The organism is Fibrobacter sp. UWB2 (assembly GCF_002210425.1).
Lineage (GTDB): Bacteria > Fibrobacterota > Fibrobacteria > Fibrobacterales > Fibrobacteraceae > Fibrobacter > Fibrobacter elongatus.
Genome location: NZ_MWQK01000001.1, coordinates 277,229 through 300,685 on the forward strand (window position 1 = coordinate 277,229; position 23,457 = coordinate 300,685).

At 47.6% G+C, this 23,457-nt stretch carries 20 protein-coding genes; 11 read left to right on the forward strand and 9 right to left on the reverse strand.

The genetic code is table 11. The features are described from left to right. Nucleotides 1-40: 40 nt before the first annotated feature. Together B7982_RS01275 and B7982_RS01280 are read right to left on the reverse strand one after the other, a co-directional pair. Entirely contained in the window at nt 41-1,240 is a 1,200-nt protein-coding gene (locus B7982_RS01275; protein ID WP_088659217.1) for a DUF262 domain-containing protein, read from the reverse strand. Then, nucleotides 1,237-2,436 carry an adenine-specific methyltransferase EcoRI family protein gene (locus B7982_RS01280; protein ID WP_088659218.1) on the reverse strand — a complete coding sequence of 400 codons (1,200 nt, stop codon included), beginning with the start codon at nt 2,434-2,436 and terminating at the stop codon, nt 1,237-1,239. Before B7982_RS01280 ends, B7982_RS01275 begins: the two co-directional genes overlap by 4 nt. Nucleotides 2,437-3,344: 908 nt before the next feature. Here B7982_RS01280 and B7982_RS01290 point away from each other — a divergent pair. Continuing rightward, complete coding sequence (locus tag B7982_RS01290) at nt 3,345-3,548, forward strand: hypothetical protein (RefSeq protein WP_088659220.1); 204 nt, start codon at nt 3,345-3,347, stop codon at nt 3,546-3,548. Between the two features lie 46 nt (nt 3,549-3,594). Further along, nucleotides 3,595-4,395 (forward strand): hypothetical protein, encoded by an 801-nt coding sequence (locus tag B7982_RS01295; protein ID WP_088659221.1) that lies wholly within the window; start codon nt 3,595-3,597, stop codon nt 4,393-4,395. A gap of 336 nt (nt 4,396-4,731) precedes the next feature. Here the strand turns inward: B7982_RS01295 and carB are convergent, their stop codons facing one another. Continuing rightward, nucleotides 4,732-7,995, reverse strand: coding sequence for a carbamoyl-phosphate synthase large subunit (gene carB, locus B7982_RS01300; RefSeq protein ID WP_088659222.1), 3,264 nt, complete (start codon nt 7,993-7,995; stop codon nt 4,732-4,734). Continuing rightward, the gene (carA, locus tag B7982_RS01305) at nt 7,988-9,118 is read right to left on the reverse strand and encodes a glutamine-hydrolyzing carbamoyl-phosphate synthase small subunit (RefSeq protein ID WP_088659223.1); all 1,131 of its coding nucleotides are present in this window, start codon (nt 9,116-9,118) and stop codon (nt 7,988-7,990) included. Before carA ends, carB begins: the two co-directional genes overlap by 8 nt. A gap of 446 nt (nt 9,119-9,564) precedes the next feature. Between carA and B7982_RS01310 the strand changes: the two genes are divergently transcribed. The 3 genes from B7982_RS01310 to B7982_RS01320 all read left to right on the forward strand — a co-directional run bounded on the left by B7982_RS01310 (nt 9,565) and on the right by B7982_RS01320 (nt 13,525). Then, entirely contained in the window at nt 9,565-10,863 is a 1,299-nt protein-coding gene (locus tag B7982_RS01310) for a putative DNA modification/repair radical SAM protein (protein WP_088659224.1), read from the forward strand. Nucleotides 10,864-10,894: 31 nt separating this feature from the next. Further along, complete coding sequence (locus B7982_RS01315) at nt 10,895-11,755, forward strand: TIGR03915 family putative DNA repair protein (RefSeq protein ID WP_088659225.1); 861 nt, start codon at nt 10,895-10,897, stop codon at nt 11,753-11,755. A 132-nt stretch (nt 11,756-11,887) separates the two neighbouring features. Continuing rightward, complete coding sequence (locus B7982_RS01320; RefSeq protein WP_088629720.1) at nt 11,888-13,525, forward strand: cellulase family glycosylhydrolase; 1,638 nt, start codon at nt 11,888-11,890, stop codon at nt 13,523-13,525. 187 nt (nt 13,526-13,712) lie between these two features. Here the strand turns inward: B7982_RS01320 and B7982_RS01325 are convergent, their stop codons facing one another. Both B7982_RS01325 and B7982_RS01330 read right to left on the reverse strand, forming a co-directional pair. Beyond that, a complete protein-coding gene (locus B7982_RS01325; protein WP_233138306.1) occupies nt 13,713-13,946 on the reverse strand; it encodes a formate/nitrite transporter family protein in 234 nt (77 codons plus the stop codon). Between the two features lie 71 nt (nt 13,947-14,017). Beyond that, the gene (locus B7982_RS01330; RefSeq protein ID WP_088659226.1) at nt 14,018-15,004 is read right to left on the reverse strand and encodes a hypothetical protein; all 987 of its coding nucleotides are present in this window, start codon (nt 15,002-15,004) and stop codon (nt 14,018-14,020) included. A 172-nt stretch (nt 15,005-15,176) separates the two neighbouring features. On the opposite strand from B7982_RS01330, the gene B7982_RS01335 reads away from it, so the two are divergent. From B7982_RS01335 to B7982_RS01345, 3 genes are all read left to right on the forward strand, one after another. Beyond that, nucleotides 15,177-16,088, forward strand: coding sequence for a hypothetical protein (locus B7982_RS01335; protein ID WP_088659227.1), 912 nt, complete (start codon nt 15,177-15,179; stop codon nt 16,086-16,088). Between the two features lie 215 nt (nt 16,089-16,303). Next, nucleotides 16,304-16,993 carry a nucleotide exchange factor GrpE gene (gene grpE, locus B7982_RS01340; protein ID WP_088659228.1) on the forward strand — a complete coding sequence of 230 codons (690 nt, stop codon included), beginning with the start codon at nt 16,304-16,306 and terminating at the stop codon, nt 16,991-16,993. A gap of 169 nt (nt 16,994-17,162) precedes the next feature. Continuing rightward, entirely contained in the window at nt 17,163-19,259 is a 2,097-nt protein-coding gene (locus B7982_RS01345) for a family 43 glycosylhydrolase (protein WP_088659229.1), read from the forward strand. Between the two features lie 94 nt (nt 19,260-19,353). Here B7982_RS01345 and B7982_RS01350 read toward each other — a convergent pair whose 3' ends face one another. Beyond that, on the reverse strand, nt 19,354-19,764 hold the full coding sequence (locus B7982_RS01350) for a putative toxin-antitoxin system toxin component, PIN family (RefSeq protein ID WP_088659230.1): 411 nt from the start codon (nt 19,762-19,764) through the stop codon (nt 19,354-19,356). Then, entirely contained in the window at nt 19,761-20,093 is a 333-nt protein-coding gene (locus B7982_RS01355) for a type II toxin-antitoxin system RelB/DinJ family antitoxin (protein WP_014545034.1), read from the reverse strand. Before B7982_RS01355 ends, B7982_RS01350 begins: the two co-directional genes overlap by 4 nt. A 164-nt stretch (nt 20,094-20,257) precedes the next feature. On the opposite strand from B7982_RS01355, the gene B7982_RS01360 reads away from it, so the two are divergent. Both B7982_RS01360 and B7982_RS15190 read left to right on the forward strand, forming a co-directional pair. Continuing rightward, nucleotides 20,258-20,503 (forward strand): type II toxin-antitoxin system prevent-host-death family antitoxin, encoded by a 246-nt coding sequence (locus B7982_RS01360; protein ID WP_088659231.1) that lies wholly within the window; start codon nt 20,258-20,260, stop codon nt 20,501-20,503. Between the two features lie 113 nt (nt 20,504-20,616). Beyond that, nucleotides 20,617-20,775, forward strand: a complete 159-nt coding sequence (locus B7982_RS15190; RefSeq protein ID WP_369833063.1) for a type II toxin-antitoxin system RelE/ParE family toxin — start codon at nt 20,617-20,619, stop codon at nt 20,773-20,775. A 23-nt stretch (nt 20,776-20,798) separates the two neighbouring features. Here the strand turns inward: B7982_RS15190 and B7982_RS01370 are convergent, their stop codons facing one another. Then, nucleotides 20,799-21,110, reverse strand: a complete 312-nt coding sequence (locus tag B7982_RS01370) for a helix-turn-helix transcriptional regulator (protein WP_088659233.1) — start codon at nt 21,108-21,110, stop codon at nt 20,799-20,801. Nucleotides 21,111-21,529: 419 nt separating this feature from the next. Here B7982_RS01370 and dnaK point away from each other — a divergent pair, with 419 nt between their 5' ends. Further along, entirely contained in the window at nt 21,530-23,431 is a 1,902-nt protein-coding gene (dnaK, locus tag B7982_RS01375; protein ID WP_088659234.1) for a molecular chaperone DnaK, read from the forward strand. The last annotated feature ends 26 nt before the right edge of the window (nt 23,432-23,457 follow it).

Sequence of the window (23,457 nt, forward strand, 5' to 3'; positions counted from 1 at the left end):
TGTGAATATTTGAACGGAACAACTTCTTTTTTTTCAAAAACTATCTATTTCCCTTGGCTCTGTTATGCGATTTGCAGAGCATTTCGCAATTATTGCGGTCGGTGGCTCCACCTTTACTCCATGCAGTCACATGGTCGGCGTCCATCTCGGTGAGTTTCCAGATTTTATTTTTGTTTGCGTTTTCTGACATTGCACAGTAAGGGCAATTAGATATTCCTTTCTGCTTGGCAGAAGCTGTTTGCTTGGCATAGACGCTCTTCTTGGTCGCATCATCAAATACACGCACATTCAAGAGTTTCTTGTCTTGTTCCCCCCCAAGAATATATTCAAAAATTCCTTTGCGGTCTTTTACATAAGAATCCGCATAGAGTGATATAACTCTGTCGTGAATTTCCTTTGGATTGTATGCCTTGTTATGGAATGTTTCGTATAAGCGTCCCCATTCGAGACCACACATTTCACTTTCGGTCATATCAAAAACTCCTGAAACCCAATCAATGACCGTATTAAAATAGGTCTTAAGTTCATTTATATTGTCATCATGTCGGTGTTTTGCCATATAGTATTCTTTTTTTGTACATCTTAATTTATCGCACTCTTCATCCAATATTTTGAAATTGCTGATCCAGTCAAGAGCTTCGCTCAATACAAGTTGTCGTTTGGCATCCCCAGAAACATAATGTTTCCATTTCTGCATATTTGAATTTTGTGAGTTGCTGAATTCTGCCTTTGCAGCCGTCACGAACGGACCTGAATAGATGGCATTCAGTAGTTCCTGGTCATTCAAGGGAATGCCCACGATGTTTATAGTCTTGAACCATTCCTTGATTTCTGTTTCCGTTCCCTCACATTCATAAACAAGTAGCTCGTAATTGTCAATCAAACTCCGCTTGTCTTCTGGAAGCGACGAATAGTATTGAGGAATTTTATTTGAATCCATTATGGCAAGTTTTCCCGTAACAAATCGTCCAATAGATGTGATTCTTTGCTGACCATCTAAAACCTCGAAATGTTTATCGTCTATTTTATTGAAATAGATTAGCCCAAGCGGGTAGCCTTTGAGCATAGAGTCGATAACAGCGACATCACGCTTGCCATCAGCGTAAATATAATTTCGTTGGTATTCAGGCTGAATGGTAAGTTTTCCCGAAAGTCCGAACAGCCCCTTAGCTTCAAGTTCATTATAGACAAATCCTTCGCAGACTTGTTTTACTGTGTATTTTTTTAAAGTTGAAATCATACTTTATTCTCCTTAAACCGAATAAGAACTCGTGCGTACACCTGTTGATATATCTTATCATTCACTATATAATAGGTGTCTTCATCGGGAGCCTCCGATAATTCAATTGCAGCGCCATCATTCAACTTTGTTACACGGCTTCTCTTTCCATGTTTGTCAACTTGAATTTGTTCTGGGTAAATTTTTGTTGCTCCTCCATACCATGTTTTCGTAATTCCCAAGATTTCAAACTGCTCAGGACAGTATTTTTCAAAGAAGGTTGGTGGCACTCCCATTGTTCCTTTGTAATCACACGGAATTGTTTCCGTAAACTTAACCTCTATTGCATCATAATTATCATATTTTTTGTATCCAACACCTTTAACTTCTTTTCGTTTGCTGAATCGAATATTATCGGATTCTGTCATTAACGATAGAGGTTGGTGACGACGACCATGATCAATATTTGTAAACCAATAGGCATTTCCAAGTCTCGTATAATCGCCTATGTATCCTAGTTTCGCTGCTTTTTCTTTATCTTTTTTAGAGACTATTGCCCCTTTGGGTACTTCAAACACCATATCGGATCCATTATTTGTTGCTCCTAACCACATCTTATTATCCTTCATTAAAGGAAATATTTCTTTATACGTGATTGCGTTTGAGGTTCCGATTATTGCAAAACTTTTTTTTGCCTCCATAATCCATGACACAAATTCTCGAAACAAACTAAAAGGAGGATTGGTTATGATAAAGTCTGCTTCATCTCGCAGTTGCTTGATTTCATTAGAACGGAAGTCTCCGTCTCCTTCTAAATACTCCCACTCAAGGTCATGAATATCTATCCGTCCATTTTTATTGGAATCATGGTCAAGCGTAAAAATTTTGCCTCTGATTTTTGACTTATCTTCATCGAACCAAGGTGCCTGCTGTTCAAACAAAGTCGGTTGCCAATCTTTGATTTTATACTTTTTAGATTCTATTGCAAAAGATGTTGAAATAAGTTTTTTCAAACCAAGTTTTTCAAAATTTTGAGCAAAGTATAAAGTAAAATTACTCCATTCAGGATCATCACAAGGAAGTAAAATTGTTTTATTACGGAATACATCGGGGGCATATTCCAGATAGGCGTTCATTTCCTTCTCAATATATGCATACTGAGTGTAAAATTCGTCATTCTTATTCTTTTTTGCATTTCCAAGAGCTTTATTCGCCATCGTGTCGCTCCATGTTCAAAGTGAACGAGTTCTCTCTCGCGGGAGCGGTTCCTGAGGGAAGAGCCGGCTCACTCCTTGCCTAAAAGCACGACGTTTTCAAAAAAAGAATACAATACCCGCAACATGCTTGCCAGAGATTGCTTTGTCCATACAGGCTCGCAATGACACGGCACATCGCCCTAAGCATACACAACGCTCAGGGTACACTACGCCCATACATTACATGGGCAGTTGCGAATTATCGTCTTATTCTCGTTGTAGAAATTGTCGAAGTTTCAGATAGAGGACAAGAGTATAACTCAGCGAGTTTACTCTCGTTTTGTATCTATCCATTCTTTTTTGAAAATAAAAAAAGGCGTGGAGTTGAATGCATTTACCTATCTGAGGCCTTCGACTGCCCACAACGAATAAACGCAAACAACTCACGCCCCCAAAGGCCGTTTGCGTAAGGCTGACTGCTATAAAAACAATAAACCATATAGCAAAACGATGCGGCAAGTTTACACTAGTCGCAGACGTGAGCGTCCGTCTTGTTCTCGTTGTAGAAATTGTCGAAGTTTCAGATAGAGAACAAGAGAAAACTCTATTTTCATTGCATAATATAGCTTATTAAAATTGCAAAAGATGACTGCAGTTCCCATCCGACAGAAAAATGCGAACTTTTTGACTTTCATCTCTATTAAGATCACTTTTAGGGGGCAAATAAGTGGTTTTGCAAAAAAAAGTTGTTTTACGTATATCTGCAGGGAATGTGTGCGAGGCGGATGATGCAAAATCAAAAATACTTGGTTTTGTTTCTGTGCCATAGCAACAGATGGTGTAAGCGTAAATGGCTCGAAGGATGAGTACCAGCCTATTTAAGTCGAAATATGTTATATTGCCATTAAGCAATATGATGTACACCTCTCATGACATTAGACGACAATGCTGAAATTGTCCATTCCGAAATGGGCGAGGATGGTCGTGCCGATTCTCAGAAAGGTGGGTCTAGCAATGTCGCTCAAAAGGTTGAAAACGGCATGGATGATCTATGGAATTCTGGCAAGTGGGACGATGAAAAGAATGAAGAAATACTAAAAGAGCATCTGCGGACTCCTTATAGGAACAAATAAGAATTATTTTTTATTTGTACATCTCTTTTATTATGGAATTTCATCGATGAAAAAAAATTTAATAGCTTTATCCTTCTTAATTCTATTAACTAGTTGTGGGGAAGAAGATGCTTTTATGACTTCTTCAGATATGGTTTCTGTTATTGATGTCAACGCTAAGGAATATTCAATAAACGGTAATGTTATTGGTAAAACCTCTGATGATGTTGTTCAAGCAGATAATTTATTGATAAAAACAATAGATTTAAGGCTGAAATCATTAATTCGAAAAACGAACGAATACTCACTCCATATCCATTTGGCTGAAACTCTTTCTTATGATGTGTTTTACAAAATTATTGCAACGGCGGGCTTTTCAGGGATTACTGGTATTCAATATGTTGTAGGTGATAAGTTTAAAACACCTTTTGCAATTTATTTACCGGAAAGAAATGATAAAGGATGCACCAAATTTAGATCTACGATGAGATTGTTGCAACTGTTAAATGAAACTTATAAATCATCCGATGAGTTCCTAAAAGACAAACGTCAAGAAATTGAGTGTGCTGAAAAATATATGGAACTTTCTTTGGCTACTTTTTTAGATAATGATACCTTAAATTATTTTATTTCCTTAAATGAGTTAGGAATTATTGGAGGTGGAAAAAACTATACGTTAAAAAGTGAAAAGGAATTGTGGAATTTATTAGACGAGATTCGGTCAAGAAAGAATCTAGAAAACAAACTTGATCGAAATAAAATTGTATTTGTTGCTGATAAAAATATTTTGCTTAAAGATATCGTCTCGATTATAACGAAATTAACTGAATATGGCTATGAAATTTCTTATGCTGCTTTAGGAAGTTGATTTCTGGCGTCTAAGCCAGGCGTTGCGGGCTGGCGTCTGAAGCCCGCTAGAAGGGGTAGCGAGCAACAAGGTGCGAGCGAGGGGAAGGCTTTCCCCTCCATATAAAAAAAGAGAACTGCTTTTAAGCAATTCTCTTTTTTAATTCTTTGGATCCTTCGACTTCGCGCCTTACGGCGCTCCGCTCAGGATGACATGTAGCTTACTTCTTCACGAGTCTGTGGTATTGACGCCTACAGCGTCCGCGGCTTCGGCTCAGCCATGCCAGAGAACAAGTTCTCTGTCGCGGCATTCGCCTTGCACGCTATTCCTGCAGGCTGCAGACAAGTCGCTGTCGCGTTATTTTTTTACGTGACGATGGTACTCTTGCAAACTGCACACTTCGAATCTTCCGAAGTCGTGCTTGTCCATGAGGCCTTCCACGGTAGAGGTGAGGGCAGCGATGGTCGTGGTGATAGGAATGCCAGAGACGACTGCCTTGGAGCGCATCTGGATTTCGTCAACCATGGCTTCTGCGCCAGTTTCGGTGGTGTTCACGATCCACTGCACTTCCTTATCGTGGATAAGGTCGAGCAGGTTCGGGCGGCCACGGGAGATGCGGAACACGGCGCGGGTCTTGATGCCTTCGTTGTAGAGCATCGTGGAGGTGCCGCGGGTGGCGTAAATCTGGTAGCCCATGTCCACGAGGCGCTTGATGAGCGGAACGGCCTTCTGCTTGTCTTCGTCCTTGAGCGAGACGAAGATGTTGCCCTGGCTCGGGACCTTGTTGCCGGAAGCCAGCTGGCTCTTGAGGTAGGCAAGGCCGCGGTCGCGATCGAGGCTCATGACTTCGCCGGTTGACTTCATTTCCGGAGAAAGCGTGATGTCGACGCCCGGGAACTTGACGAACGGGAACACGGCTTCCTTGACGCTCACGTAAGGCACGCGGACTTCTTCGGTGAAGCCGATCTGTTCGAGAGATTCGCCGGTCATGCAGCGTGTTGCATAGCTTGCAAGCGGCACGCCGATGGATTTGGACACAAACGGCACCGTACGGGATGCACGCGGGTTCACTTCGATCATGTAGAGTTCGCCATCCTTGACGGCAAGCTGCATGTTCATGAGACCCACGACGTGGAGTTCCTTTGCAAATTCCTTGGCGAATTCACGGACCTTGTCCTGAATTTCCTTGGAGAGGGTCATCGGCGGGATAACGCTAGCGGAGTCACCGGAGTGGATGCCTGCGGGTTCCACGTGTTCCATGATGGCGCCGATAACGGTGTGCTTGCCATCGCTGATGCAGTCCACATCGAGTTCGGTGGCGTCTTCGAGGAAGCGGTCGATGAGGATCGGCTTGCCTTCGCCAATGGCGGCAGCTTCTTCCACGAACTTGCGGAGGTACTTTTCCTTGTAGACAATCACCATGCCGCGGCCACCGAGAACGAAGCTCGGGCGCACGAGAACCGGGTAACCGATCTTATCGACAATGGCGAGGGCTTCTTCGACGTTGTGGGCGATGCCGCTTTCAGCCTGCTTGATGCCAATCTTGGTGACGAGCTGCTTGAAGAAGTCGCGGTCTTCGGCGAGGTCGATGTCTTCGGGGCTTGTACCGATGACATTTGCACCAGCCTTCTTGAGACGCATAGCAAGGTTCAGCGGAGTCTGACCACCGAACTGAACAATCACGCCCGCGCACTTTTCGCGTTCGTAAATGCCCATCACGTCTTCGAGCGTAAGCGGTTCAAAGTAGAGCTTGTCCGAAGTGTCGTAGTCGGTAGAAACCGTTTCGGGGTTGGAGTTCACCATGATGACTTCGAAGCCGTGCTTGCGGAGCGTGAATGCAGCGTGGCAGCAGCAGTAGTCAAATTCAATGCCCTGGCCGATTCTGTTCGGACCGCCGCCGAGCACCATGATGCGTTTTTTGCTCTGGTGACCCGGAATTTCGCGGACCGGTTCAGTATTGTCGGCGTAGCAGCTATAGTAATACGGCGTGATGGCTTCGAATTCGCCGGCGCAAGTATCGACGGAGTAGTAGCTCGGGACGAGGCCGATCTGCTTACGCACTGCCATGACTTCTTCCGGAGTCTTGTGGAAGAGGTAACCAATCTGGATGTCACTGAAGCCGAATTCCTTAGCCTGGCGGAAGAGTGCCTTATCCTTGGCGAGGTTTTCGAGAGAACCTGCAGCCGTGATTTCGTCTTCGAAGCAGGCGAGTTCTTCGAGGTGACGGAGGAAGTAGCGGTCGATTCTGGTCACGTCGTAAAGCTTTTCGATGTCCCAACCGCGGCGGAATGCTTCATAGACCACGAAGATGCGTTCTGCACTCGGGCGTGCAACTTCCTTGGCGAGCGTTTCGTCGTCGTATTCCTTGAACTTTTCGCACTTGGCGCAGGCACCGAAACCGCCGAATCCCGTTTCGAGAGAGCGGAGAGCCTTCTGCATGGCCTGCTTGAAGTTCGTACCGATTGCCATCGCTTCGCCCACAGACTTCATCTGAGTGCCGAGCGTGGAATCTGCCTTCGGGAACTTTTCGAACGTGAAGCGCGGAACCTTCACGACAACGTAGTCGAGAGCCGGTTCAAAGCAGCTCGGAGTCGATTGCGTAATATCGTTGCGGAGTTCGTCGAGCGTATAACCCACGGCGAGAAGTGCTGCAATCTTTGCGATGGGGAAGCCCGTTGCTTTAGAAGCAAGAGCAGAAGAACGGGACACACGTGGGTTCATTTCGATGATGATGCGACGGCCGGTCTTCGGTTCGATAGCCCACTGCACGTTAGATCCACCGGTTTCCACGCCGATTGCTTCCATGACCTTCAAGGAGTCATCACGCATGGCCTGGTAGGCGCGGTCATCAAGGCTCTGGATCGGAGCAACCGTGATGGAGTCACCGGTGTGAACACCCATCGGGTCGAGGTTTTCAATGGAGCAGACGATAACGGCATTGCCCTTCTTATCGCGCATGACTTCCATTTCGAATTCTTTCCAGCCGAGGAGCGATTCTTCGATAAGCACTTCGTTGTTGAGCGAGGCGTCAAGACCGCGGTTCACGATGGTTTCGAATTCTTCTTCGTTGTGGGCGATACCGCCACCAGTACCACCAAGCGTAAAGCCCGGACGGATGATCAACGGCCAGCTTCCGATAGTGTGGGCGATAGCGGTTGCTTCGTTCATGGAGTGTGCGGAACCGGAGCGGGGGAGGTCAAGCCCGATTTTGAGCATGGCTTCCTTGAACAAGTGACGGTCTTCGGCGCGCTGGATGGACTCGGCCTTAGCACCGATGAGTTCCACCTGGTAGCGGTCGAGTATGCCGCGTTCGTTGAGTTCCATGGCGAGGTTCAAGGCGGTCTGGCCACCGAGAGTCGGGAGCAATGCATCGGGGCGTTCGCGACGGATAATTTCGTGGAGAATATCGACGCTCAGCGGTTCGATGTAGGTGCGGTCAGCCATTTCCGGGTCGGTCATGATGGTTGCCGGGTTGGAGTTCACGAGCACCACTTCGTAACCTTCACGACGAAGCACCTTGCAAGCCTGCACGCCGGAGTAGTCGAATTCGCAGCCCTGGCCAATCACAATCGGGCCAGAACCGATGAGCATAATCTTCTTGATGTCGGTACGCTTAGGCATTCTTGCCTCCCTTGAAATCTTCAATCATCTTCTTAAATTCTTCGAACAAGTACATGGAATCGTTCGGACCCGGAGCAGATTCCGGATGGTACTGCACACTGAATGCCGGGAACTTTTTGTGGCGGATGCCTTCGACCGTGTTGTCGTTCAGGTTGATGTGCGTGACTTCGACATCGGCGGGGAGAGACGTTTCGTCAATGGCGTAGTTGTGGTTCTGTGACGTGATTTCGACAGCGCCCGTCAAGAGGTTCTTGACCGGATGGTTGCAGCCGTGGTGGCCGAACTTGAGCTTGGAAACCTTAGCACCGAGAGCAAGGCCCAAAAGCTGGTTACCCAGGCAGATACCCATGAGAGGAATCTTGCCGAGGAGCTGCTTGACCATGTTGTAAACCTGCGGGAGGCTGTTCGGGTCGGCAGGGCCGTTGGAGAGGAACACGCCATCCGGCTTCTGTTCCATAATCTTTTCGTAGCTCGTGCCAATCGGCATGACCGTGACGCGCAAGTCCTGAGCGGCGAGGTTTCTCAAGATGTTCGTCTTGATACCGAAATCGAGAGCGACAATGTGATACTTGCCTTCGTTATTGAATTCGTAGCCGTTCGGGTCGCTCACCTTGCTCGCATAATCCTGACCGTCGAGGCCTTCCCAAGCCTTAGCCTTTGCGATAGCTTCGGCTTCGGTCATTTCCGTGTCTTCAACGTGGAGGTAAGCCTTCTGGGCACCGTGCGTGCGGAGGTGGAGCGTGAGGGCGCGAGTATCAACGCCTGCAATGCCTGCCTTCTTCTGGGCGAGCATGTAATCATGAAGCGATTCTTCGTTCAGTTCCTTGGAAACCCAGTCGAGGGAGTTCACGACAATGCCGTTCAAGAAAACCTGGCGGGATTCGGACTTTTCGAAGTTCGTGGCGTAAGCGCCGACTTCGGCCGTGGTGAAAACGACGAACTGGCCAGCGTAAGACGGGTCGGTCAAAATCTGCTTGTAGCCCGCCATACCGGTGTTGAACACGGCTTCGCCTACAGTGTCTTTCTTTTCGCCAAAGGCGTAACCGTGGAACACGGCTCCGTCAGCCAAGGCGATGAACGCCTTGCGCTCGCGCTTTGCTTTCCATTGGAATTTTTCGTTCATGATTTACCTTACGTCACAATTGTTGGGGTAAAAAGAAAGGCAAAAGCTAAATGCCTTTGCCTTAAAATTAAAACTCTTAAAAAAATGAATAGTCTTGTCAAAAACTGAAACCCAACCGACCTTTTTGTGGGTCGAGGCTGCTTGCTTGAAGGCGAGCTCGAAGTCAACAAGTTCCATTCTTTTCATCGGGGGCAATTATAGTAAAAAGATGGGTTAATGACAATCCATATTTCAGAAAAATTTTTACGCTGTTTTAGACATTTTGTTTAGAAAATCAAGTGTTTTCACTAATTGTAAAAACAGACACGAAAAGGCTAGCAAAACTAAAATCAACAACCATTTTTTTCAAAATTTTAGAAATAGTTTGCTTTTTTGTGCAGTAAATGTTATATTTAGTGAACAAAAAGGCAAGTAAACAAGTGTGTCGTTAAAAATGATGGGCAAAAATGGATTTACGCGATAAACTGAACATTCTAGGCGATGCCGCCAAGTACGATGTTTCGTGCTCGTCGAGCGGTTCCAAGCGCAATTCGCCAAAAGGCGGGATGGGGTGCGGGCATAGCTCAGGCATTTGCCATACGTGGAGCGCCGATGGACGCTGCATTTCGCTTTTAAAAGTGCTGTTCAGTAACGCCTGCAAGTACGATTGCGCCTATTGCGTGAACCGACGCAGTAACGACATCCCGAGAGCAACTTTCACGCCCAAAGAACTCATCAACCTTACGTTGGAATTTTACCGCCGTAATTACATTGAAGGGCTTTTCTTGAGTTCGGCTGTGATTGGTACGCCTGATTACACAATGGAACTGTTAATTAAGGTGGCTAAGGAATTGCGATTGGTACACCATTTTGGCGGTTACATCCATTTAAAGGCGATTCCTGGCGCAAGTTCTAGGCTTTTGTTCGAGGCCGGGCTTTATGCCGACCGCAGCAGCGTGAATATCGAAATCCCTTCGGACAAGCAATTGCAATACCTTGCTCCCGAAAAGAATTTTGCATCCATTTACCGTCCGATGAATTTCTTGGCGGAACGCAAGCTTGAATACAAAACGGACAAGTCCAAGTACTCTCCGAAGTTCTTGCCGGCAGGGCAGAGCACACAGATGATTGTCGGAGCATCGGGGGAGACCGACTTCCAAATTTTGACGCTTTCGGCGGGCTTTTATAAGCAACAGCAAATGAAGCGTGTTTATTTCTCGGGGTATGTACCCATAAACGCGGACAAGCGCTTGCCTGTAATCACCACAAAACCGCCGCTTTTACGCGAACACCGGCTTTATCAGGCCGACTGGCTCATGCGCTTTTACAAGTTCGAGTACAACGAGATTCTCGACGAGAAGAATCCATTCCTAGACCCGGATTTAGATCCGAAAGTGATGTGGGCGCTTCGCCATCCGGAATGCTTCCCGGTCGATTTGCAAACTGCTGATTATGAGATGATTTTGCGCGTGCCAGGCATTGGCGTGAGGTCAGCACAGCTCATTGTCAGTGGAAGGCGTTATTCTAAAATCAGGCTCGAGCATTTAAAGAAGATGGGGGTGGTGCTTAAGCGCGCGAAATACTTCATCTACGATAGCGACGTACCGCGAGAACTCCACAAGCTTTATCCCGAGATGATCCGTCCCTTGCTCATTGCAGGCAAGCCCAAGAACGATCAACTAGATCTGTTCGACACCATGCCCGCCGCACTGCCACAGCCCAAAGCCGCACCATACACTAACGCTTTGTCAATCGCAAACAACTAATAACTAATGACCATTGACTAACTACAAAACAATGTCCCTCGCGATTCATTACGATTCTACTTTCGACGGCTTCTTGAGTGCCGTTTTCGAGATTTACCGCCAACATCTCGATGTTTCTTGCTTTGTTGCCGAACGCACATACGAAGCTGAACACGAAGCAGCGACAGACCTTTTCGCACTGCCCTTCCATGTCGAAACGTCCGAAGACTCCGCCAACCGCCTCAAGCGAGCCATTACCAATGCGGCAAGTAAAGACGTCTTGAATTTGCTCGAAACGTGTTTCCGTTCCGAAGACGCGAACATTGAGATGAACATTCTTGCGTACTTGCGCAAGCTTTTTGCGGGGCTAGACCCGAATTACGGTCGCAATCCGTCAAGTCTCGAAATGATTCCGCTCATTACCATTGCGCGTTCCGTGCGTCGCGAGATGGACAACATGTATGGAATGGTGCGTTTCAACAAAGCTCCCGATGGTATGTACATCGCCGAAATCGAGCCGAAGTATGACATTCTCGAAATGATTGTCGGGCATTTCCGATGCCGTTACCCCAACGGCTCATGGGCGATTATCGATGTCAAGCGAGGCTTTGGCGTCTATTACGAGAATTACCGAACACATTTTGTAACGGTTCCCGACCCGAGTTACATTTCAGCGCACGCCCCTCCAGATGAATTCACGCGCATGTGGAAGTCTTACTACGACACGATGGCTATCAAGGAGCGGCTCAACCCGCGCCTCCTTCGACGTTGCCTGCCGGTACGCTATTGGAAACACCTTCCAGAACGCTCGTTGTCTAATTACACGGCAAAATGCACCGGAAACATAGCGCCGTCACAACTCCCATCTGAAGTCGCGAAGTCAAACGCATCCGCATCCATAAGGCTCAAATAGCCGAGCTTACGCCTTGTGGCACATATTTTGCTTGAAAAATCCATGATTGAGCGCTGAATTTTTTATATATGCGAAAAATTTTTGGCTCTAAAAAACATTTAGTTGTATATTTATAATGGATTAATTGACCTTATGGAGAAAATTAAAGACATGAACGGCTCATCTGTGAAACCGGGCTTTTTCGTTCAAGATTCTTTTCTGTATAGCAAGGACAACGAAAAGGTTGTTCTTCGTGGTGTAAACCACATGTTTATTTGGACGGATCGTGAAGGCAAGACCATTCCCGAAATTGCAAAGACTGGCGCAAATTGTGTAAGAATTGTTTGGAATACTCGTGGCCGCATCAGCGACCTCGACAATATCATTTCGCTTTGTATTGCCAACGGCATGATTCCTATCCCGGAAATTCATGACACGACCGGTAACTGGGACCGCCTGAGCGACGCCCTTGAATTTTGGCTTCGCGAAGAAACACTCCAGATGATTTACAATCATCAGGAATACTTGATTTTGAACATCGGTAACGAACCGGGCGACAAAGCCCAAAGTGCCGATGAATTTTTCAATGCATACAACATCATCGTCACAAAGCTCCGCGCCTCTGGCGTGCGTGTGCCGATCATGATCGACGCCGATGAATGGGGCCAGAACGAAAAGAATTTGTTGAACGTGGGCCCGAAGCTTTTGCAGGCCGACCCTGAACACAACTTGATTTTCTCGATTCACATGTGGTGGCCGACCGAACGCCACAATCCAGTGGCTACAGGTTACGAAACTGTCAAGGACCGCATCAAGGGGACGCTCGAAGAATCCCTCAAGCGTAAGATTCCGCTGATTGTTGGCGAATTTGCTCCGGTGGCTGCTGGCGGCGTCCGTGAAATCCCGTACAAGTTTATCATGTCGGAATGCGAACGCTTGAACATCGGCTGGCTCGCATGGAGCTGGGGCCCGGGTAACTTCGACAGTCCAGAAATGGATATGACGGTTCACGGCTCCTACAACACGCTTATTGGCTGGGGCAAGGAAGTCGCTGTCGATAGCCCTCTTGGCATCCAGAACACAAGCGTGATTCCGAACTTTATCCAGAACAAGGATTTCACGACCGGTTCTCAGGGAACTGGCGCGAACATCATTGAAAACGGTGAATTCAACGCCGAAGATCCGCTTTCTGGCTGGACGACCGACTTCTGGGGTGGAAAGGGCGATGTCACCGTCAAGGATGGCGTCGTGCATTTCGACATCAAGAAGGGCGGCAAGGATTCCTGGAATCTCCAGTTCAAACAGCACTTTGCGCTCCACAAGGGCGTGACGTACATCTTCAGCATGCGCGCCAAGGCTGATAAGCCGCGTACGCTCAACGTGAACATCAAGAAGGACTGCGAAAGCTATACGCCGTATGCAAACGGCCGTATTCTTGACTTGAGCACGAGCTGGCAGAACTTCAGCTGGAAATTCACGATGAAGGAAGAGACCGACGTCGACGCCGTGCTCATCTTCGACATGGGCGGTGTTCCGATTTCCTGGAATCTCGCAGATGTTTCGCTTGTTCACGCCCGCAGCGTTGCCGACCGCTTGAACAGAACGTTCCAGCGCAACGTGCAAAAGAACTCCGGTTATTTCAATGCTCCGAACGGCCCGTGGGAATTGCATCTGTACTCCACAGATGGCAAGCTCCTCGAAATTCTCGACAAGGGCAAGGGCGGGGAAGGCATGCGTCAATACCCGAAGATCGAACGCAGCGGCATCATGGTCATCAAAGACCTCGGCTAAAACGTTACCTTCCGCGGTCCTTTTTGACTTTTCATCCTTAGAATTGTCATTCTCGACCCTGTCATCCTCGGAGCGTAGCGTAGGGGAACCATCATTTCTCGTATCTACGTTTGGGAGGGAATCCATTATTTCTTGAAACAAACGCAATCCTTCAAGGACTGCGTTTGTTTATTTGTAGAGTTTTTACTTAAGCTTTCGCGGACTTGGCGTTCAACTTTTGCATGAGCGGGATGAGCCCGCCGCCAATGGAATTGCCAATCGTAATCGCGACAAGCGCCTTGAGCATCGTCATTGAGAAATCGCCTGCAAGCGAAAAATAGAACATGTCGGCAATGCAGTGCTCGAAACCGCTCAAGATAAAGACCATCACCGGGAGGAACACGATAAGCACTTTCCCGACCTGGTGTTCCGCCGAGCGCAATGCACAAACCGGAGTAAATAGACTTGATAAAATTAATCATGGCGCCAAATTTAGTAAAAAAGCGCCGTTTATTACAGGTCCTCCATGTATATTCCTGTTTCCTCAATTTGGTCGCATATGGTCACTAAAGTTGCGGTAAAGACGGGGAGGGCATTCATATCCGTTCCTACTGTTACAGTTTCTGTAACAGCGTTGTCGGTGCAGGTGATAATTGCTCCTGTAGGGTCCTCTTCTTCTTCCTTTTTGGCTTCTTCACAAAGCTCTGTAATTACAGATTTTGGAACACTTTCGTCAAATTGCATAAATTCGGCAATATTTAAAATATCATTATGATGGCTTGCCGAAATATGGAGGATTATGGAGTCCGGCTTTACTATGGTAATGGCAAAGTCATTTTCTGTATCGACTTCGATTTTGCACGTCGCATCGTTTGGCTTTTGCTTGGTGCTTACAGGAATTTCAAATGATGAACTCGATAGGGGAGAGTAGGAACTAGAAGAGAACCCCATTGAACTCGATGAAGTCTTGTACAAGTCCATCACCATACAGAGTTTGTTTGCAGACTCAATAACGTCTTCAATAGTTTGGCCATTTGCAGAATCCTTGTACTTCACGGAAATGGAGCGACCTTCGCAAACGACACTTGCATTCAAAGTCATTGCGCCTTCCTTGCTTTCTGCACACAACTGGGCCACTTCGGCCTTCGGCACAGAAATATCAAAAGTAGTCAACAAATCCATTTCGACTTCATCGCCGACAAGAGTCATTTTCATCGTCGTTTTTTCAGAGTTTGCGACGGTAAAATCCATAACGACAACGTTGTCCGACAGCTTTTTTACGGAACATTCGTTCTGCGTAAACGACTGAAGCGAACCATTGTCCGAGCTAGACAAAACTACATCTGCAGATGAGGAGCTGATAACAGCAGATGATGAACTGAATCCCTGAGACGTTACCGAATTGGGGCTAGCTGGCGCAACCGGAGATGTTTCATCTGAAAAGCAGGCTGTAAGGGCGAGGGCGGCAACCGCTGAAATCGGCAATAATTTTTTTATCATAAAATTCCTTCTTGCGTTGTCTGGACAGACAAATGTTATTATAAAAATACAAATTTTTGTATATCCATCAATAAAATAAGTTTTTACGAAGGCCTTTATGCGTAAATTTGTATGGATTCTGTTGTTTTTTGTTGCAATATTATATATTTTGTTATAAACAAGAAGGTCAAAATTGAAAAAGTTTATTGCTATTCCTGTATCTCTCGCAGCGATTCTCTCTGCTTGTGACCCAGCAACAACAACTCCGGTTCTTGACAATGAATCATACGTTCATGGAACGCGACAGTATGAACGACATTTGGAGAAGAAAGTTGGTACCGCTAGATGTGAAGTCTATGCGACGGACCATAGCGTTTCCGTTGATTTGAAGGTGACTGTTTTGACGGACGATTCCTATATGAATCAGCAAATAGAAGCCGATTTCAACAACCCAACATCTTACAGAGGCAAAGTCGAGTTTTCCGGATTGTTTAAGGCACAGTCTGAACAACTCTGTGCTGAAATGAAGGAATCCGCGACTGGAATGGAAAATGGGCAATATTCTTGTTCAGGAGATGGCGCTCAAGTTTCGGCATCTTTCGGAGATCTCGACCCCTCGCGTAAATCGACCATAGTATCCCAAATGACCCTAAAAATGGATCAGTACTGTGACGAAGCCTATGATTATTTTTCGGAAACCTTGAATCGACTTGCCGAAGAAACTGGAATTGAGGATTCCAAGGTTCCTGGCCAATATGAAAAAGCGCAAGTTTGCGAATCCTTTAAAGTCGGGACTAGCGTTCAGACGCGAGTCGTCTACGCCGACAAGAATATGACCGAAACTATATCTTACCAAAATGGTAGCTACACTCTCTTTGAAGTGTACGAAGGCTTTGACGACGCGACTTTGGCAAGAGCATGTGATGGCTATAGAGCGCAGGATAAAGTGACTAATTTGGCTTGCGTTGGCAATACAATTCAATATGAGACGAACGTGTTGAACGGCGTTGATTTGGACAGCTATGTAAATGTCGTCAACGAAACAGTTTGCCCGATGCTGCGAGATGGCTCGATTGGATTCGAAGATCTCTGGTTCAAGAATTAAAAGAACAGGCCGAGCAAAAACTCGGCTTTCCTTTCAAATATTTTAGTTTACATAATCCGCATTATCGGTAATACAAATTTAGAAAGGGGAGTCTTGTTTGTTTCACATTAAAACAATTTTTGACGCTTTTTGTTGGCATGGTATTTGCTATCTTTGTGTCGAAATTGTAAAACAGATGTCCGCACAGACAATTTTTAAAGGAATATTGATATATCATGGCTGAAGAAAAGAATCCGGAACAGAATGTTGAACCGAACGATGCCGAACGTGCTCAATTTGAACAGGATGTGCTGAAAGCCACCCAGGACGCAATGAATCTCGAAGCTGAAGCCAATGCTTCGGCAGGCTCAGCAACCGACAATGCCAACGCCGAAAAGCCCGCTGACGTAGAAGGTCAAAATGCAGAAGCACCAAAGGCCGAAGAAAAAGCCGCCGAACAGCCCGCAGCACCTTCCGCCGAAGAAGTTTTGAAACAGCAGCTTGCCGATGCTAACGACCGTTTTGTGCGTCTGATGGCCGAATTCGAAAACTTCCGCCGCCGTAATGCCAAGGAACAGCTTGAACTCATCGAAACTGCGAACGGCAAGCTTCTCGAAAAGCTCTCTGAAGTCCAGGACAATTTCGAACGTGCTTTCGCCAGCGAAAACAAAGCCAAGGATCTCGAAGCCTTCGAAAAAGGCATGCAGATGATTTACAACCAGTTCGCCAAGGTTCTCACGGACGCAGGACTTGAACAGATTGACCCGACCGGCAAGGAATTCGACCCGAACCTCCACGAAGCTCTGATGCAGCAGCCCTCCGAAACTATCCCGGAAGGTCATGTTGTCACCGTATTCCAGAAGGGTTACAAGCTCAAGAACAAAATCTTGAAGACCGCAAAAGTCATCGTATCCTCCGGGAAATAACCCCCATATCCCCCGCCTTTATGCCCGCCACTCCCCCGTGAGCGGGCTTTTCTTATCTCCCCCCTTTTGATAAAATGACAATAGAGATTTGCGTGAGCGCTTATCCGCAAACATTTTCAGATATATCTTTATTATTGGGTGTAGGAATTAACAAGGAATGGAGATCAAGATGTTTGGTAAAAACCTAATTGTTTCTTCCGTATTGGCCTTGGCTTGTACGGGTTTCGCTCAGAAAATTGTAATCACGACGAACTATACGGCGGACCCGGCGCCCTATGTCCATGGGGATACGGTTTACCTGTACACGACCCACGACGAAGACAATGCCGACGGGTTCATGATGTACGACTGGCTGTTGCACACATCCACGGATATGGTCAACTGGACCAGTCACGGTGCCGTGGCGAGCCTGGGCGACATCAAGTGGACCTCTAAAACCAACGGGGCCTGGGCAGAACAGGTCATCGAGCGCGACGGCAAGTGGTTCATGTACGTCCCCATTCACGGCAACGGCATTTCCGTCTTGGTGGCGGACAACCCTTACGGCCCTTTCAAGGAACCTTTGAACAAGGCGCTGGTCTGGCAGCGCGAGCACTGGAACGATATCGACCCTACCGTCTGGATTGACGACGACGGACAGGCCTACATGTACTGGGGCAACCCCGAATTGTACATGATCAAGTTGAACAAGGACATGATTAGTACTCAGGGATCCATCGTCACCTACCCCAAGATCAAGGATTACCAGGAAGGCCCCTGGGTTTACAAGCACGGCAACAATTACTACATGACTTTCGCATCGACCTGCTGTGCGGAAGGTATCGGGTATGCCATGAGCGACAAGATTACGGGCCCCTGGACCTACAAGGGCGACATTATGCCGCATTCTTCGCGCAGTAACGGAAACCACCCGGGTATCATCGATTTCAAGGGAAAATCCTACGTTTTCGGCCTAAATTACGAACTTTGGCGTTACAAGTCCGAGAAGATGGGCCAGAAATTCCAACACAAGGAGCGCCGTTCTGTCGGCCTTTCCGAAATGAAGTACAACGCCGACGGCACTATTCAAAAGATTGACTTTTGGCCGGACAATGGCGTGGCCCAGCTGGAAGATTTTGACCCGTACAAGCGCGTGGAAGCGGAAACCATGTCCTGGGGCGAAGACGTGAGGGTTCGCAAGAGCGGCGCTGCCGGCAATACGGTCATCACCAACCTTTCCGAAGGAAAATACACCAAAATTAGCGGCGTGGAATTCGGCGATGCAGGCGCAGAAAGCTTCTCGGCGTCCGTTCTGAACGTCAAGAAGGCGTCGAGCATCACCGTCCGTCTGGACAAGGTGAACGGCGAAATTGTTGGCAAGGCGGAATTTAGCGCAGACGGCCTCGTGACGGTGCCGCTGACCGGTGCGGTCGGCAAGCACGACGTGTTCTTCGTGTTCGCGGGCGATTTCGAGGCGGACTACTGGGAATTCGAGGATAGCAAGACCGCTATTCCGCAAAGCCCGTTCTGCAAGGAAAAACTCAAAGATGCAGAAGCCAAGTGTGATGTACCAGCCGTAGGTGCAAGCGTTGAAGGCCCCGCAAACTTCATCGACTTTGAAAACTACGACGTGGGCGGTGCCGGCAAGGCCTACTACGACATGGACACCGAAAACCAAGGCAAGGAATATCGCGAAGACCGCGTGGACATCGTGAAGAACGGCGACGGATTTGCCGTGGGCTACACGCAGAAGGGTGAATGGCTGGAATACACCGTGAACGTCGAAACTAGCGGAACCCTCCCCTTCGAACTTTCTTACGCAACAGGCATGGAAAGCGCAAGCGTACGATTCTTCATGGACAATGAACCCATCACCGATACACTCTCGCTTTCTGGAACCGATGACTTCGATACATACGCTACGTACAAAGGCAAAACAACCAAGGAACTCACCAAAGGCGAACACGTGCTCAAAGTCCTAATAACAAGCGACTACGTAAACCTCGACTGGATTGCCTTCGGTAAAGTTGAAGGCGATATTATGGACAAGCGCAATGGCACCACGGGCATCAAATTTGCGAAAAAATCCGCTGGTGCGTTCGTCAAAACCGCCGGCGAATACAAAGTCTTTGACTTGATGGGCAATATGCTCGGCAAAATCCGCCTTAACGCAGGAGCTTCGCTGACAGATATCAAGACTGGTCTCAAAACTGCCGGCTTCGGGAGCGGAGTCTACGTGGTCCGCAACCCCGCCGGAAAGACCCTGAAACTGCAAGTCGGGGAATAAGCCCAACCTCCCCCACATTTAAAGTCCCCGACCTCACTCACGAGGCCGGGGATTTTTAGTGTCAAAGTTTAATGCAATTTCTGTGGCGAATTAACTACATGCACAGAATGTCCAACATCTGTCGCGGCGTGATGACAATCGGATTTGCAGGAAAATGCTTGACGTTCCCCGTTACAAGATGCGTTTCGGCGGTTTTGCCATGAGAAAGCGCAATGGAATAAAAGACAATGTCCTTGGGATCGGGCATGGCTTCTGCAACAGTTTCCAAAGCATTTTCCATAACACCCAAGGATTCTATCTGGGATATGGTTTCTGAAATCAACTCTGAAGAAAAACCGAATTTCGGCCTATTCAAAACATTGCGATACTCATTCAGAATTTCATCATTGTATACAGGAACAACAAATCCATTGAAAACTGCCTGCAATACGACTCTAGGAACAGAGTTCCATTTCAGCAAAGCGGAAACAATGACATTCGTGTCAATGACCGCATAAAACTTCATCGGCCGCTCCTGGCAGCATCAATTTCGGCATTGATTTCGTCTAGAGTCATATCGGCGGCCCCAGCTCTTTCTGCCTCGGCAGAAAGCTGGCGCATTACCATCGACATACGGCTCGCAACTGGACTTGCATTGTAGAAAACGCGCCTGTCGGCGGCATAGGCGGGAGCCTTTGTGGATGAAACCTCGAAGGGAATCCTCTTCTCGCGCACAACGGCACGAGCGAAGACATTTATCGCCGTGGTCATCGACATGCCAAACTCTTCACAAAGCTTGTCAAAGTCTTTTTTCAGGTTGTCATCCATTCTGATGCTAAAGGTGGTTTGCGACATAAAAGTAACCTCTTTTATCTAAATATATATAAAAATACACCGAAATGCAACCTGAATAATAAGCTCAAAGGATCCTCCCTCGTGGAGGATTTTTAATCAATTTATCTTAATTTTTTACTTGTAATTTTACTTAAAATTATATATTATTAAAATGGAGGTTGTTTATGCCCTGCATTTTACCAGTGTCTGATTTACGAAATTACAATGAAGTTCTTCAGAACGTGTCCGAAGAATCTCCCGTGTTCCTGACCAAGAATGGTCGGGGTTGCTATGTTGTCATAGACATCAAAGAATACGAACGGATGATAGCGGCTTTGAAGCTCCAGAAGGCTCTTACCGAGGGAGAACGATCTGCCGAACAGGGTGGCTGGCTTTCCGCTGCGGATGTGCGAAAGAAATACGAGGTGTAGATGCCCGTCATCATTTTTTCGCCAAAGGCCTCCGAGGATTTGGATTCAATCAAAGCGTATATAGAATCTGAATTGGGCAGTCCTCAAGCGGCATATTTGCCATTTTTCCTGAAATAGGTCCATCCTTAAAAGGCAATGTAGATTCGTTGAGTCGATATCGATGTTTATCAGTATCGAACTATATTGTTTTTTATCGAATTGAACTTGACAAGGTGCTTATTGTCCGCATTTTGAATAGTCGAATGAACTACTTGAACATTTTGGAATTGTAGCATCCTCCCCCGCGGAGGATTTTTTATACTTTCATCAGTTCACGACCGATTCGATGAAATTCTTCATCAATCTTTTTACGACGGGCTGCAGAAGGTTTCTTTGTTCCGTTCACATAGGCTGCAAATAGAGGTTGCGGAATTCCAAGTCTGCGGGCAAATGCAGCCGCATTTAGTTCAGGAAAGAGCCAGAAAACGCGACCAACGGGGTTCATTTTCTTTGGAGCGAAGAATCCGGAGAGAGCCAAACCCTCGTCTAGATCGTCAAACCAAACTCCATCGAGGTCTACAGCACATCTCTTGCAAATGAGATGGTACGAACACCTTTTTTTATACATTTATTCACAATGATTATGTTTCGGTTTTTGAATGAATAATTTCAGATTACCTCTACTAGCTATGGTATTTTCCCTTTTGTCGGGATGTAGCATAATCGCAAGGCCTCCATCTGCAGCGGCGTTTATGGGGTCATTCCGAGACAACTTTTCAACCAATACTCTTTAAAAAGTAGCCACCTCCTATCTATTTAATATATCACTGGCTCCTTCCTCCCAGCGGTCGTCAGGATGACGTCGTGGGGCGTTCTTTTTTGAAACAACCCTGTTTTCGCCCGATTTCCGCCTAAAAAACGTTTCAGAACGAAACGAAAAGGGCGCTTTTCGGGGTTGGCACGCCTTTTGCTAATGTATCGGCGTAAAAAACTCCCCACTCAAACAAAAACACTGGGGATCAAGAATTTAAAATAGGAGATAAAATCATGGGTAAGATTATTGGTATTGACTTGGGTACGACAAACAGCTGCGTTGCCGTGATGGAAGGTGGCAAGCCGGTCGTCATCGCCAATGCAGAAGGTTTCCGCACAACGCCGTCTATTGTCGCTTTCGGCAAGAACGGTGAACGTCTCGTGGGTCACGTTGCAAAGCGCCAGGCAATCACGAACCCGGAAAAGACGATTTATTCTATCAAGCGTTTCATGGGCCGTACGGCTGGCGAATGCTCCGCTGCCGAAAAGAACATGCCGTACAAGCTCGTCGGCTCGGGTTCTGATCCGGTCCGCGTGCAGATCGACGACAAGCAGTTTGCTCCTCCTGAGATTTCCGCTGCTGTTCTTCAGACCATGAAGAAGATTGCCGAAGATTACCTCGGTCAGTCCGTTTCTCAGGCTGTGATTACGGTCCCGGCTTACTTTAACGACTCTCAGCGTCAGGCAACAAAGGACGCTGGTAAGATTGCAGGCCTTGAAGTTCTCCGTATCGTGAACGAACCGACGGCTGCTGCTCTTGCTTACGGTCTTGACTCCAAGAAGAGTGAAAAGGTCGCTGTGTATGACCTCGGTGGTGGTACGTTCGATATCTCCATCCTCGAAATCGACGATGGTATGTTCAGCGTGAAGGCCACCAACGGCGATACGATGCTCGGCGGTGACAACTTCGACGAAGTCATCATTGACTGGATTAACGACGAATTCAAGAAGGACAATCCGGGCATCGACCTGAAGAAGGACAAGATGGCCCTGCAGCGTTTGAAGGACGCCGCTGAAAAGGCGAAGATCGACCTTTCTGCCACGACTTCGACCAACATCAACCTCCCGTTCATCACTGCCGACGCTACTGGCCCGAAACACTTGGACCTCACGCTCAGCCGTGCAAAGTTTGACCAGCTGACCGCCCACCTGGTGGAACGCTCCATGGAACCGTGCCGCAAGGCTATCAAGGACTCCGGTCTTTCTTTGAGCGAAATCGACGAGGTGATCCTGGTCGGTGGTTCTACCCGTATCCCGGCCGTGCAGGAAGCTGTGCGCAAGTTCTTCGGCAAGGAACCGAACAAGACTGTGAACCCGGACGAAGTGGTGGCTATCGGTGCCGCCATCCAGGGTGCCGTGCTTAGCGGCGACTCCTCCGTGAAGGACGTGTTGCTCCTCGACGTGACCCCGCTTTCTCTGGGTATCGAAACCCTCGGTGGCGTGATGACCAAGCTCATCGACCGTAACACCACGATTCCGACCAAGAAGAGCCAGGTGTTCTCTACCGCCGAAGACAACCAGCCGGCCGTGACGATTCACGTGCTGCAGGGCGAACGCGAATTTGCCCGCGACAACCGTACGCTCGGCAAGTTCGACCTGACCGACCTCCCGAAGAAGCCGCGTGGCGTGCCGCAGATCGAAGTGACCTTCGATATCGACGCGAACGGCATTGTGCACGTGTCCGCCAAGGACAAGGAAACCGGTAAGGAACAGTCCATCAAGATTACTTCTTCTAGCGGCTTGTCTGAAGACGAAATCAACAAGATGGTGAAGGATGCCGAAGCTAACGCTGCCAAGGACAAGGAACAGCGCGAACTTGTGGACATCAGGAACCAGGCCGAACAGATGGCTTACCAGGCTGAAGGTCAGCTCAAGGAATTTGGCGACAAGCTCCCGGCCGACACCAAGAGCCAGCTGCAAGCAGCCATCGACGACATCAAGGCCAAGAAGGACAACGGCACCAAGGAAGAGATCAAGGCCGCTATGGACAAGCTCCAGGGCATGATCAGCTCCATGGCCCAGGCCGCCGGTGCAAACCAGGCTCAGCCGGGTCCGCAGCCGGGCGCTTCTGAACAGCCGAAGAACGACAAGAAGGGCGACGGTCCGGAAGTCGTCGATGCTGAAGTGGTTGACTAATTTCAACCTTCAAAAAACAAATAGGA